The sequence below is a fragment of the Mycobacterium sp. OAE908 genome, assembly GCF_017872775.1.
Lineage (GTDB): Bacteria > Actinomycetota > Actinomycetes > Mycobacteriales > Mycobacteriaceae > Mycobacterium.
The window spans coordinates 4,747,498-4,761,749 of sequence record NZ_JAGGJL010000001.1 but is presented as its reverse complement, the minus strand read 5'-3'; the positions used below and the strand labels follow the sequence as shown (position 1 = coordinate 4,761,749).

7 protein-coding genes are annotated in these 14,252 nt (G+C 62.4%); 4 read left to right on the top strand and 3 right to left on the bottom strand.

Going from position 1 to position 14,252, the window contains the following annotated elements:
• Positions 1-95: 95 nt before the first annotated feature.
• Positions 96-4,673 (bottom strand): beta-propeller fold lactonase family protein, encoded by a 4,578-nt coding sequence (locus J3E61_RS23525; RefSeq protein WP_210085177.1) that lies wholly within the window; start codon positions 4,671-4,673, stop codon positions 96-98.
• A gap of 166 nt (positions 4,674-4,839) precedes the next feature.
• Between J3E61_RS23525 and J3E61_RS23520 the strand changes: the two genes are divergently transcribed.
• Both J3E61_RS23520 and J3E61_RS23515 read left to right on the top strand, forming a co-directional pair.
• Complete coding sequence (locus J3E61_RS23520) at positions 4,840-6,045, top strand: serine hydrolase (protein WP_192720700.1); 1,206 nt, start codon at positions 4,840-4,842, stop codon at positions 6,043-6,045.
• Complete coding sequence (locus J3E61_RS23515; RefSeq protein WP_210085176.1) at positions 6,046-7,248, top strand: FAD-dependent monooxygenase; 1,203 nt, start codon at positions 6,046-6,048, stop codon at positions 7,246-7,248.
• On the opposite strand, the gene J3E61_RS23510 is transcribed toward J3E61_RS23515, so the two are convergent.
• On the bottom strand, positions 7,238-10,213 hold the full coding sequence (locus tag J3E61_RS23510) for a beta-propeller fold lactonase family protein (RefSeq protein ID WP_210085175.1): 2,976 nt from the start codon (positions 10,211-10,213) through the stop codon (positions 7,238-7,240). The genes J3E61_RS23515 and J3E61_RS23510 overlap by 11 nt on opposite strands.
• Before the next feature lie 34 nt (positions 10,214-10,247).
• Here J3E61_RS23510 and J3E61_RS23505 point away from each other — a divergent pair, with 34 nt between their 5' ends.
• The gene (locus J3E61_RS23505) at positions 10,248-10,535 is read left to right on the top strand and encodes a hypothetical protein (RefSeq protein WP_210085174.1); all 288 of its coding nucleotides are present in this window, start codon (positions 10,248-10,250) and stop codon (positions 10,533-10,535) included.
• Positions 10,536-10,829: 294 nt separating this feature from the next.
• Here the strand turns inward: J3E61_RS23505 and J3E61_RS23500 are convergent, their stop codons facing one another.
• Complete coding sequence (locus J3E61_RS23500; RefSeq protein WP_210085173.1) at positions 10,830-13,751, bottom strand: beta-propeller fold lactonase family protein; 2,922 nt, start codon at positions 13,749-13,751, stop codon at positions 10,830-10,832.
• Here J3E61_RS23500 and J3E61_RS23495 point away from each other — a divergent pair.
• Positions 13,741-14,226 carry a hypothetical protein gene (locus J3E61_RS23495; protein ID WP_210085172.1) on the top strand — a complete coding sequence of 162 codons (486 nt, stop codon included), beginning with the start codon at positions 13,741-13,743 and terminating at the stop codon, positions 14,224-14,226. The two genes, J3E61_RS23500 and J3E61_RS23495, sit on opposite strands and share 11 nt — an antisense overlap.
• Positions 14,227-14,252: the final 26 nt, after the last annotated feature.

The following is a 14,252-nucleotide window of genomic DNA, read 5'->3' as shown; positions in this document are numbered from 1 at the left end:
TCTGGACGGATCGTTAAAGGACGTCGAACTTCCGCGAGAGCTTAACACCTCCCGTTCAGGTGGCGGCCAGCGACACCGGTGGACGCCTGCGGCGGCTAGAGGGAGGACGGTGCAGTGCCCACTGTGACGGAGTAAACCGTGCCATTGGCGTAGTCGGTCAAATACACGGTCCCGTCCGGACCGACGGTGAGCGACCCCGAGCTGGGTTTGACGAAGTACCCGAGCGCAGTGTTGCTTGCAGTATCGAAGACCTCGACAGTCGCGCCGTCCGCCAGCGTGACGTAAAGGCGGCTGTTGTCAGGGCTAACAGCGATGTCCTTCGCGCCGTATGCAACCGCGATCTGCCCGATTTGGGTGTTGTATGTCGGACTCGCCGGATCGGTGTCGATCACCGACACATACTTCGAATTCGAGCGGTACGAGAATTCGTCGGTGTTGACGATCGCGTAGGTCCGCCTGCCATCGGGACTTGTTGCGACCGCCGTCGTATACGCCCACCCAGGTTCAGGAGTCGACACATCGATATAGCCAGGCCCGCTCAACGTGGTGGCATCGAACACGTTGACGAAGCGGTAGTCCCCCTCGGCCCCATAGAGTCGGGTGCCGTCGCCCGAGACGTCAATGTCGTTCAACGGGTACGTCCAGGTGGTGGTGGTCACGGTGTTCGTGTTCGTACCGATGATCGACACGCCGCTGAACTGGCCGGTGTCGGTGTAATACTCCCGCACCGCGTAGGCGCGGCTGCCGTCCGGGCTGATCGCAAGATCGGTAATACCCCCCGAACTGCCGTAGCAGGAACCGTTCTCACACAGGTCGGGAATGGTTATCGGAGCTACGACTTCGTTGCCGCTGGCGGTGTCGATCACGGACACCGTGTCGTAGTTGGCGACATACAGCCGTTGCCCATTGGGAGTGACCACGACGGTGGTCGCGCCTGCGCCGACCGGAATGGTCTTGATGACCTGCTTGGTGGTGGTGTCGATCACCGAAATGGTGTCGCTGCCCGTGTTGAGCACGTAGGCCCGATTACCGGCGACTGCAACACCGCTTGGGTTCGAGCCGACTGACACTGCCGTCGAAGTGACGGGTAGCGCGGAGGAGGCCGGAGCAGCAATGGAGAACGACCGAACGACACCGTCGGCGGCGTCGGTGGTGTAGACCCGACCGTACGGGTCGACCGCCAACAGATGCATCCCGGTTTCCGGCGCGGCGTCCATGGTCACGGTACGCACCACAGCGTTGGTCCCCGTATCGATAACCGAAATGGTGTCATTGCCATTGGCCACATAAAGAGTGCCGTCCGGACTCACTGCCACTCCCATCGGGTTGCTTCCGACACCCACGGTGGCGACCACGGTTTTACTGGCTGTGTCGATCACCGACACTGTGTTGCTGGCTTTGTTGGCCACATACACGTGGCTTCCGTCCCCGCTGACCGCCAGCACCATCGGGTTAATGCCTACCGGCACAGTGGCAACCACGGCTTTGGTAGCGGTGTCGATCACGGACACCGTATTGCTGGTCTTGTTGGCCACGTACACGCGAGTACCGTCACCGCTGACAGCCACGCCAGTCGGCGCACCGCCGACCGGGATAGTCGCGACGACACTTCTCGAACTGGTGTCGATCACGGAAACCGTGTTGCTACCGGAATTGGTGACGTACACCTGTGCAAGATTCGGGGTCTCGACGACCCCCCAAGGCTGAGAGCCCACCGGTATCCAGTTGTCGACGGTGTTGGTGTAGGTGTTGATGACCGAGACCGAATTGCTGTCCCGGTTGGTCACATACGCGTATGTGCCCTGATAGCTGGGACTCGCATTGATCGTCGCCACGGACGTCGGCGCTGCGCCGACCGGCAATGTCGCGACAATGGAATTCGTCGTCATGTCGATCACGGAAACGGTGCCGGCCCCCTGGTTCGCCACGAATGCATAGTTGCCGCGGAATGCAATGCCGAGCGCTCCACTTCCCACGGTCGTCGTGGTCGGACTGACAGTCACGTTCGCCGGCGAGATGGGCACCGTCACCGGTGTGGTGACGGTGGCTTTTCCGTCGCTGACCGCGACGGTGAATGTGTCGGTATCGGGGCCGGACGTTTGATTGGCAGCCAACCGGGCCGCCGCCGACGACGTGTATGCATAGCTGCCGGTATACGGGTTCAGCACTACCGTCCCGTGGCTGGGCGCGCCAATTACCGTGTAGGTCAAGGCGTTCCCATCAGCATCAGTGGCATGGACCGATCCGGTAACCGCGCCGACCACCTGATCCTGAGCAAATATCGACGGTGACGCCACCGGTGGATGGTTCGTCGGGTCCGGCGGCGGAGGTGTCGCCGCCTTGGGCGACACGGGAACAGTCACAGTGACGTCTTTCGTGGCGTTGAGCGTATCGCTGACGCGCACCGTAAACGTGTCGGTGGTGTTGGGCCCTGCCTGCAGACGAGCCGCGTCCATCGGCGTGTAGCTGTAGCTTCCGTTGGGGCTGATCGTCACAGTGCCCTTGGTGGGTTGAGTAATCACGTTATAACCCAACGCATCTCCGTCAGTATCGACGACTTGCAAGTCGCCGACGACAGTTCCCGTCGCTGAATCGGGCGTGCCCTGCGTTGGCATTTGGGACGATTGCGGCGCAGTCTCCACCCGAGCGACATTGATGGTCCGCACCCAATCATCGACATAGTCAGTAACGTAAAGCTTGTCGCCGCTCACCGCGATAGCGTGCGCACCGCTTTCAGCCGGTGAATCTATCGAAACAGCCGGTCCCAGAATGGTATTGGTGCGAGTATCGATAACGGACACGGTGTCTTTGCCGTTGGCGACATAGACGAGACTGCCGTCTTTGGTCATCGCGATGCCCTCTGGCTGAGTCCCCACGGTGAGCGTCTTCACGAACACCGGCGTGTTGCCAGAGGTGTCGAGCACGGTAACCGTGCCGGAGTTGTAATTGGACACGTAGATTCGTTTGCCGTCTGGACTGACGACTACGCCGCGTGGCGAATCACCAACCGTCGCACTGCCGATCACCACATTGTCCGAGGTGCGTATCACCGTCACCTTGTCTGTGTAGCGACTCAGCGCATAGACGCGGCTGTCGTCGGGGCTGACCGCGAGGCCGGATGGCTGCGATCCCACTGTGACCCTGGTGATCTCGGTGTTGGTGGCGGTGTTGATCACCGACACAGTGCTGCTACCGCCGTTGCTGACGTAGAGCCGGGCGCCGGTGCTGTTGATCGCCAACGCCGACGGACTAGCCCCGACGGCGATCGAATCCACCGCCGTCGTCGAGGGCTTGACGTCGACCAGCTTGTTGGTCGACGTATCGATAACCGCCACACCGGTTGTCATCGCCACATACGCGCGGTTCTGAGTTGCCACTGGGCTGACGACAACCGCCGTCGGCGCGTACGGCACCTTTATCGTGGCCACCACCGCGCCGCTCGATGTGTTGACCACCGAAACCGTCTTGTCGTACTTGTTCGTCACATACGCGCGCGAACCGTCTGCGCTGAACGCCACGCCCGACGGGTCCCGATCCACGTCCACTGGTGCACCTGCGGCAAGCTGGGCGGGCCGCACCACAACCGTGATGGGTACATCGGTGTATGCCTGCCCGTCGGAAACCCGCACCGTGAAGGTGTCGGTGTCCAAACCGGTTGTCGTGGCGGCCTGCAGTCGAGCAGCTTGAGTAGGCGTGTACGTGTAGTTGCCTGCGCCCGACGCCACCAGAGTTCCGGCGGTGGGCTGCCCCGTCACGCTGTACGACAACTGATTACCGTCGGCGTCTGAGGCGTTCAACGACACCTGAACCGCAGCGGTCGTGGGATCCGGCAACCCGACCACCGGAGCCGCCGTCGGCGCGGAGTTCACAGCTGCAGCGGTCGTCATCATCAGACTGGTCTGCGACGGATCTGGCGCCGTGTTCGTGATTGCCTCGTCCTCGACCAAGCCCTGCTGGGTTTGGCGCCGGAACGCCGCCAGTCCGGCCAGCATCAGTGGGGAATCGCCCGGCGCGTCGGGAGCATCACCGTCCGCGGACGGAGCGAGCCCGACGGCAGTCAACGTCGCAGCCGACAAAGGCGTCGTCGCAGCCGCGGGCGCCGACGTCACCTCGGGATCCGCAACGGTCGCGGTGTTGATCGGCGCCGGTGCGACGTCGACCGACGCGCTCGTGGACGCGTTGTCTGTCGTCGGCGCAGCTTTGGGTTGCGACGTGGTGGCGGTGGCCGATTGGCCGCCAGAGCTGTCTGCATCAGACCGGGTGCTCACCACCGGGCGCTTCGGCTTCTTCGGCGCGGCCGCCGCAGCCGACCTCTCCGAACCCGACTTCTTGTCTTTGACCGCTGACTTCGTGGTCGACTTCTTACCGGCGGGGTTGCCGGTGTCCTTGGAAGTATCGCTGCCGGCGGAGCTACCGCTGCCGCTGCTGCTCGCTCCCGCGCCCTCGCCGGCCGGCGCCGACTGGGATGACTCGGTTGACGACGGCGACTGCGTGTCTGCGCCCGAAGCCGAGCCCGTCGAAGAATCGGACGACGAATCCGTCGACGAACTGGTCGCCCCGGAATCTGTCGGCCCTGCCCACGCCACGCCGGGCGTGGTCGCTACCGCAACCCCGACCCCCAGAGCCACTGCCAGGCCACCAACACGACCGACGTACTTTGCATGCCCCATCACGACCCCTCCCAGTCCGGACGCGAAACAGCCACTGGTGCTGCATGAACATCGTCGGCCGTGCAGGAGCCTTCGGATTAGGTAGACGCATACTCGAATTTGCGGCCGCCAAGAAAGCCCTACTCACCGCCCGGCGGGCGGCCGACTGCCGCTGGGTACGCTGGCGCCGGTGAAGCTCGACACCAATCAGGCGTCCATCCGCGAGGCCATCGATGCGGGCCTGTTGGCCGGGGCGGTCACCCTCGTGTGGCGCGCTGGGGAGGTGCTGCAGGTCAACGAGCTCGGCCACCGCGACGTCCATGCCAACCTGCCCATGCAGCGCGACACGATTTTCCGTATCGCGTCGATGACCAAACCGGTCACCGTCGCCGCGGCCATGACCTTGGTCGACGAGGGCAAGCTCGCACTGACCGACCCCGTCGCGAAATGGCTGCCGGAGTTGTCGGACATGCGGGTGCTCGCCTCCCCGGGCGGTCCGCTCGACAAGACGGTGCCTGCGCGCCGGCCGATCACCGTCGACGACCTGATGACCCACCGCAGCGGGCTGGCGTACTTCTTCTCGGTGACCGGTCCGCTGGCCAAGGCGTACTCCCGCATTTCGCCGCGGCAGGGCCCCGACCGCTGGCTGGCCGAGGTTGCGGCACTGCCGCTGCAGCACCAACCCGGCGACCGCCTGACCTACAGCAACGCGACGGACGTGCTGGGGATCCTGCTCGAGCGCATGGAAGCCAAGTCGCTTCAGGATGTGCTCACCGAGCGGGTACTGGGTCCGCTGAACATGGCGGACACCGGATTCTTCGTCGACTCCCGCAACCGCGGTCGTACCGCGACGATGTACAAGCTCGAGGACGACGACACCCTCAGCCATGACGCGATGGGACCGCCGCCGATCACGCCGCCGCCGTTCTGTATGGGCGGTGCAAATCTGTTCTCCACCGCCGACGACTATCTGAAATTCGTCCGAATGCTGTTGGCGGGCGGCGAGGTCGACGGTGTGCGCGTGCTGTCGGAGCCGTCCGTGCAATTGATGCGCACCGACCGACTGACCGACGAGCAGAAGCAACATCCGTTTCTGGGCATGCCGTTCTGGATCGGTCGCGGTTTCGGCTTGAACCTTTCGGTGGTGACCGACCCGACCCGATCCCGGCAACTGTTCGGCCCAGGGGGTCTTGGCACCTTCAGTTGGCCGGGTGCATACGGCACGTGGTGGCAAGCGGATCCAAGCGAGGACCTCATCTTGATCTACCTGATCCAGAATCTGCCGAACTTCGGCGCAGACGCGGCGGCCGCTGTCGCGGGCAACACCGCATTGCTGAAACTTCAATCCACCCAACCGAAGTTCGTCCGACGCACCTACCAGGCGCTCGAAATCTAGATGCCGACGGTACTGATCAGCGGTGCCGGGATCGCGGCGCCCGCACTTGCCTTCTGGCTCAACAAGAGTGGTTATCGGGTCACGATCGTCGAACTCGCCGACGGCATTCGCCCCGGCGGACAGACCGTCGACTTGCGCGGGGCGGGCGGCGATGTGGTCGAGCGCATGGGGCTCATCGAGCAGATGCGTCAGCGGTCGCTAGACCAGCGTGGTGTCGCGTGGATCAAGGCCGACGGCAGCAGGCGCGCCGAGATGCCGGTCACCGCGTTCAACGGCAACGGGCTGGTTTCCAAGCTCGAGATCTTGCGCGGCGATCTGGTCGACGTGCTGTATCAGGCGACCACGGAGCAGACCGACTACCGCTTCGGCACCCGCATCGAGGAACTCAGCCAGAGCGAGGATGCGGTCAAGGCGACGTTGAGCGACGGATCGACGTTTTCTGCCGACCTGGTCGTCGGTTGCGACGGGCCACATTCGGCAGTGCGGCGCTTGGCTTTCGGGCCCGAAGAGCTGTTCGTCAAACCAATGGGCGGGTACAACGCATGGTTCACCGCACCGGACACGGTCGGACTCGACGGCTGGTATCTGATGTACCAGGCCCCCGGACTCAACGCGTCGATGCGGCCGTCGCATGATCCCGCGCTGTGCAAGGCCGGTTTGGCTTTTCGCTCGGAACCGATCGCCTATGACCGACGCAACGCCGACGAGCAACGGGCGTTGCTCACAACGCATTTCGCGGGCGCCGGGTGGCAGTGCGACGCGCTGTTGTCGGCGGCGCAGACAGCCGACGACTTCTACTTCGACGCGTTCGTCCAGGTCCACATGCCGACGATCTCGCAGGGGCGGGTGACGCTGGTCGGTGACGCCGGATACTGCGCCTCACCGCTCAGCGGTATGGGCACCAGCTTGGCCTTGGTCGGCGCGTACGTGCTTGCGGGCGAACTCGGGCCTGCCGGATCTCTTGATGCTCAACGTATCCAAGCGGCGCTGCGGCGATACGAGGCGGTGATGCGACCGTACATCAGTCGCTGTCAGGACCTGCCCAACGGCGTCGACGGATATCTACCGAAGTCGGCCAGCGACATCGCCGTCACCGCGCAGGTGATGAAGTGGATGCAGCGCCGGCCGTTTCGCTCCTTCGCCGAGAAGAAGTGGTTCACCACCGCGGACGCCATCGACCTGCCGGACTACTTCACACAGTGACGATGTAGACCTTGTTGTCGGCGGCATCGGCGATGTACAGAGTTCCATTGGGAGCGACCGCAATCGATCGGGCACCCGCACTCGAGTTCTGGTCGGTCGTGAAGGCCCCGATCGCGGCATTGGTCGACGTGTTGGACACGACCACCGTCTTGCCATCGGACTGAAGAGTGTAGCGACGGCTTCCGTCCGGGCTGACCGCCGTCGTCTGCACGACAACCTGTGCAAGCACGGTGTTGTACGTCGCGCTCGTCGGATCGGTATCGATCACTGCGACCTTTTGACTGTAATCGCCGACAGCATTCGGATCGGCGTAGTAAAGCGCGTACGCCTTCTTGCCGTCGGCACTCAGACCGACCGCGTTCACCCAAAACGCACCGCCAAAGGGGTTCTGAACAAGCGGTACATACCCCACCTGGTTCATGTCACGGTCGAACACATAGATACTCGCACTGTGGTAGTCACCGCCGTAGAGTCTGGTTCCGTCTGAAGTGATGTCCAGGTCGGCCAACATTGGCGTCTCGACGGAATACATGTATCGGTTGTCAACTGCGTCGATTACGGACACAGCAGTCGAAGGTTGATCCCAGTTGTAGAAGTCCTCGCTGACATACACCCGGCTTCCATCAGGACTGACCACGACGTCGTTCCGCAAATAACCACCGTCGTTGTAATCCGGAACAGCGATGTTCGCGATGACCACACCAGTTGCCGTGTTGATGACCGAGATGGTGGTGTCCTTCACAACGTATTTGCGGTCACCGGATGGGGACGTGGCGGGCGGTTCACTCCATGGCGTAGACACGCTGGTGACCTGATTGGTCGTGGGATTGATCATCGAAACAACGCCAGTGCTTTGGTTATACGCATACAGTTGGTTGCCACCGAAACCTATCGTCGTCGGGCCCGTCACGTTGAGTGAGGACACAGAAGCGGGGATCGTTCCCAAGGATGAAATCGGGACGACGACCCTGGCCTCTGTGAACGCGTCGTCACCGTCGGTGCCGCGCACAGTGAAGGTGTCGCTTGTCGGACCAGTGCCCTGGCCGGCCGCCGTTCGCGCCGACGCTGTTGGCGTGTAGGTGTAGGTGCCCGCAACCGGGTCATAGCTCACGCTTCCGTTGGTCGGTCCAGATACCGTGGTAAACGACAATCCGTCGCCGTCAGGGTCTTTCATGTTGATCAATCCGGTGACGGCCCCGTTCGCCGGATTCGGGCTGCCCACAGTGGGATTGGCGATGGCCACCGGCGCAGTATTGCCGCGTCCGAAGATGAAAGTGCGCAACTTGTCGTCCTGGAAGTCGGTGACATAAATGCGCCCGGTGGCGCTGAGCGCGATCGCGTGTGCGCCGGCTGTACCCGATTCGTAAACTATGGTTCGGACAAGAGTATTGGTCTTCGTATCGATCAGGCTAAGGCTGTCGTTTCCGTTGACCACATACGCCAGGCCGTCTGTTGCCGAGACGGCAACGCCGGCCGACTGGTACTTCGGTCCGCCGGTCGTTATCGTTGCGATCACCTTGTTGGTGGTGGTGTTGACCACCGACACTGTGCCGTCGTAGTTGGTCACATAAGCGCGCGTCCACGTCGGGTTGAGTGCCACGTCCCGTGGCGAATCCCCGACCTGGACTGTGGTTTTCGCGTTGTTGTTGGCCAGGTCAACCACCGCGAGTGAGTCGCTGTACCGCAACGTCACATACAACTTCTTGCCGTCAGGACTGACGGTGATACCGCTGGGCTGGCTGCCCACCGTGATCCGCGAAATTTCCTTGTTCAGCGCAGTATCGATCACCGACACGGTGCTGCCGCCGCCATTGGTGACGTACACCCGACTGTCATCCGGACTGATCGCGATCCCCGCCGGCGTCGACCCCACTTTGATCGAATCCACCGTCGTCGTCCCGGGATTCACGTCGATCACCTTGTTGGTGACGGTATTGATCACCGCGACGCTGGCGCTGCCCTTCATAGTCACGTAAGCACGAGTGCCGGTGGAATTGATGACGATGTCGCTGGGCGTACTGGCCAGTTTGATGGTCCCCACGACCTGGTTATAGGTTCCGCTGCCCGGCGTAGCGTCGATCACCGACACGGTCTTGGCGTACTGGTTGGTTACGTACATGCGGTTCTTTGTAGGGTCGGTGGGGTTCTCGTAGATCGCCACGCTGGTTGGCTGGTCGCCGACCGACGTGGCGCCAAGCGAACCCAATTGCAGTGGAGAGACATACACGGGCACGGTGGCCGTCGTGTTCGCCTGCCCATCAGACACGCTGACTGTGAAGGTATCGGTATCGGCGCCGGCCGTGGTGCCAGCGGCAACACGGGCCGCAGTCGTCGGAGTATAGGTGTAGGCCCCCGTCGTCGAGTTGATCGTGACCTTCCCACCGTTGGCCGACGTCGCAGAAGCGCTGTAAGTCAACGTATTCCCGTCACCATCACTGGCGACCACCGCGCCCTTGACCACACCGGTCACCGGATCCGGAATACCCGTCGGTTGGGTCGGCAGGGTCGGCGCCGAATTCGTGGTCAACGCGGCGGCCATCGACATCGGTTGCGCTGTCTCGTCTTCCGTCAACGCCTGCTGCGTCTGGCGCCGGAAAGCTGCAAGCCCCAACAACGTCAACGGCGAATCCCCCGGCGCGTCGGGGCTATCGCCGTCGGCTGACGGAGCGAAGCCCACTGCCGACAACAGCGTTGAAGCCAGCGGGGTCGCCTCCGTCGTGGGCCCATGCTCGACCGCCGTTGAAACGGTCAGCGGCGCAGGCGGTGCCACGTCAAAAACGGACTCAGTGACCGCTGGTGCCGTCACTGGCTCGACTTTCGGCTGCGCATTAGTCGCAGCGCTTTGTGCGGTCGCGACGTCATCAGTGGTGTCGCCACTCGATTGAGTACTAATGACCGACCGCTTCGGCTTCTTCGGCGCGGCCGTGGCAGCCGATCGATCCGAGCCCGATTTCTTATCCTTCACCGCGGCTGTCGGCTTCTTATCGACCGTGCTGCCCTTGCCGGTCTTCGAGGCGTCATCTCGCGCGGTTCCGTCGTTCCCGGAGGAAGCCTCAGAGGTAGCGGCACTGCCCGAGCCCGTCTCCGTTGAATCGGTCTTTGTACCCGACGAACCTTCAGATGAGCCAGACGTATCCGACGAGGAAGCAGAGGAAGAACTCGACGACGAATCCGAGGCACTCGAATCCGTCGGCCCAGCCCACGCCACCCCAGGCGTCGTAGCCACCGCCACCCCAACGCCCAACGCGACCGCCAACCCTCCGACCCGCCCGATGTGCTTTGCGTAGCCCATTTCACCGTCCCCCTCCGACTGCGCCCGGCAACGCACGCGATATCCGCCACGTTTGCCAAAACGAGCATGAGCCGCCCAAGACGGATAGGAGCGCGTAAGAACGTACGCGAGTTACTTCGGATCGCTAAGTACCGATCGGTTGCGGGCTACCATCAGCCGAACACGCCTCACCACAAACCCCCCCGCACCTGCTCAGCGGCACTCAGCTTCGCCTCCGCAATGCCAGTGCAACCGGTTAGGACATCACCACTGCGGCGAAAGCACCCTGAATCGAAAGCCGAGTTGAGCGTTAAACAGCTGTGCTGCCGACGGTCGTCGCGTAGACGGCATCGTCAGCGTAGTCAGTAACGTAGACAGTTCCGTCGGGGCCAACTTGGATGTAACGATTGGTGGACGAACTCGAATTCGGATCGGTGGTGAAGGAACCGACGACGGTGTTAGTGGCAACGTCAATGACCGTAACGGACCTTCCGTCGCCCTGGTCGACGTAGAGCCGGGTGCCGTCCGGACTGAGGGCCAGATCCTGGGCGCCCCCGGACAGTCGAATGAATCCGATTTCTTTGTTGTATGTCGGGCTTGTCCTATCGGTGTCGATCACCGATACGCCGTAATACGAACCAGTCACTTTCCATGTGACGCCCTGCCTGTCGGTAACGGTCTCGCCGTCTACTGGGCCCGATGCAGGCTCGACGACGCGAACGCGAACCGACGAATAAGCGCGGGTGCCGTCGGAGGAAAGAGTGATGTACAGGGGTTGATCGAATTGATTAGGCCCGACATTGATGCCCTGCCGCGTCGTGTAGTCGCCCGTATAGACACCGATCGTGTCGCGATATGTTGGGCTGTAGCCCTCAGGGGCATAGATAGATTTCCCGTCCGCGCTGACCCCGATGTCCAGTAAGGGACAGTCGGTTTCCGTGAATCCGAGATAAGAGCCGCTCGCAGCGTCAATGGTGTAGATCCCACCGTCGTCGCGGACGAGGGACAACCGAGTGCCGTCGTTACTGATCTCCAGATTTGCCGGGCTATACCAGCAATCAGCACCACAGGGACCGACATAGTATCCGCCAACCACCTTGTCTTGGGTAGCGTCGATCACTGAGATTTGTCCGTCATAGGAGACGGTAAAATCGGCAACATAAACCGTCTGGTCATGGGCGACGACACCAATACCGCCGGGTACCTGGATAGGTTGCCCGACAACCTGATTGGTGGTGGTGTCGATGACAGTTAAGGTGCCACTCCTTTCGTTCAGGACATAGGCCTTACTTCCGCTGAACGCCATTTTGGTGGGGCCGTCACCGACGGTGATGACAGTCGTGGTGACCGGTAGCGTCGGCGGGGGCGGCGATACGAACGGAACTGTGATGGTCGCGTCCTTATATGCGCCAGCCGAATCCGTAGCGCGAACAGTGAACGTGTCGGTGGAGCCGGGGTTTTGAGCACCTGAGTTTGGTGTGTAGGTGTAGGTGCCCGTGGCGGTGTTATAGCTCACGGTTCCTTGGGTTGCACCCGAGGCAGTTGTGAAGGTGAGCGGGTCGCCGTCGGGGTCTTTGATGTTGACCAGGCCGGTAACCGCCCCGGTGCTGGGATTCGGGCTGCCCACTGTGGGATTGGCGATAGCGACTGGTGCGGTGTTGCCCCGTGTCAGCGACAGCGTGCGCACGTTGTCGTCGTTGATGTCGGTGATGTAGAGGTGCTTGCCGTCGGGGCTGAGCGCAATCCAGTGCTGGCCGTTCTCTGGCGCCGCATCGATGGTCAGCGTGCGAATAATTGTGTTGGTCTTGGCGTCAATCACCGACACTGTGTCTTTCCCGTTGGCCACATAGACCAACCCCCCGACATTGTCGATCGCCACTCCTGCCGGCTGTAACGTCGGCCCACCCGTGGCGATCGTGGTTACCTGCTTGGTGGTGGTGTTGACCACCGACACCGTGCCGTCATAGTTGGTCACAAACGCACGAGAACCATCAGAGTTCAGCGCCACGTCGCGCGGGGAATCCCCGACCTTGATCAACGTTGGATTCGCCGTAGGAGTCGCCAGATTCACTACCGCGAGGGAGTCGCTGTAGCGCAACGTCACATACAACTTCGAGCCGTCGGGGCTTACCGCAACACCGCTGGGCTGCGAGCCGACCTTGATCGAATCAACCGTCGTTGTCGAAGGATTGATATCGACAAGCTTGTTGGTGGTGGTGTTGATTACGGACACCGTTCCACTGCCGCCGTTGGCCACATACACCCGCTTGTCATCGGGGCTGATCGCGATCCCCACCGGGGTCGAGCCCACCTTCACATTCGTCAACACCGTCTTCGACGCCGTATCGATCACCGCCACACTGGCATTGCCTTTGGTCGCCACATACGCGCGCGTACCCGTCGAATTCAGCACGATGTCGCTGGGCGTACTGGCCAGTTTGACCGTGCCCACTAGCTTGTTATACGTGGCGCTGCCCGGATTGGTATCGATGATTGACACCGTCTTGTCGTACTGATTGATCACGTACGCGCGGTTCTTGCTGGGATCAGTGGCACTCTCATAGACCGCAATGCCATCGGGCTGGTTACCCACTGTGATCGGAGTACCTTTATTCAATTGCAGTGGAGAGACATACACGGGCACGGTGGCCGTCGTGTTCGCCTGCCCATCAGACACGCTGACTGTGAAGGTATCGGTATCGGCGCCGGCCGTGGTGCCAGCGGCAACACGGGCCGCAGTCGTCGGAGTATAGGTGTAGGCCCCCGTCGTCGAGTTGATCGTGACCTTCCCACCGTTGGCCGACGTCGCAGAAGCGCTGTAAGTCAACGTATTCCCGTCACCATCACTGGCGACCACCGCGCCATTGACCACACCGGTCACCGGATCCGGAATACCCGTCGGCTGCGGCCCCACCGTCGGCGCCTGATTACCCGTCAGCGTGGCAGCCGTCATCAAAGTCGGCTGCGGCGCCGCATCCGTGAAAGTCGATGACCCGTCAGCAACCAACGACTCTTGTGACTTGCCTCGCCCCCACGCCAACATCGCCAACAACACCGGCGACTCCGGCGGCACATCGGGCACCCCACCAGTTGCTCCCGAAGCCGGCAATCCAAAACCTGCCCAAGACAACACCTTCGACATTGTCGCCGGCCGATCCACCGGCACACCGGCATCCGCGGCCACCGCCTGCCGCAACACCACGACTGACGGAGCTACCTCGGTGGTTGGCATCGACGTAACCGGATGCACCGCCACATGGTCTGCAGCCTGGGGCTCGGTCGTCGACTGCACCCGCAACGGTGTGCGCCTAGCACTGACCGACACCGTCGCCGCATCCTCACCAGCAGTCGCATCGCTCGTAATCCTGACGGTCTTCCGCTTCGGCTTCTTGGGCGCCGACGTCACCGACGACGAATGGACACGCTTCGTCGTGGTCGACGCGGAATCTTTGCCCCCGACAACCGTGCCGACTGCTGTGCTGCCCTCGGTGACCTTCGGCGCGGTCGTGTCCTGCCCTGTCGACTCACCCACAGCCCCGCTGACCCCAGAACTTGAGGTAGTCGCGTCCGGGGAAGCCGGTGAAGTATCCGACGGCGACGCCGAGGGGGTTCCATCAGCCCACGCCGCCCCAGGCGTCGTAGCCACCGCCACCCCAACGCCCAACGCGACCGCCAACCCTCCGACCCGCCCGATGTGCTTTGCGTAGCCCATTTCACCGTCCCCCTCCGACTG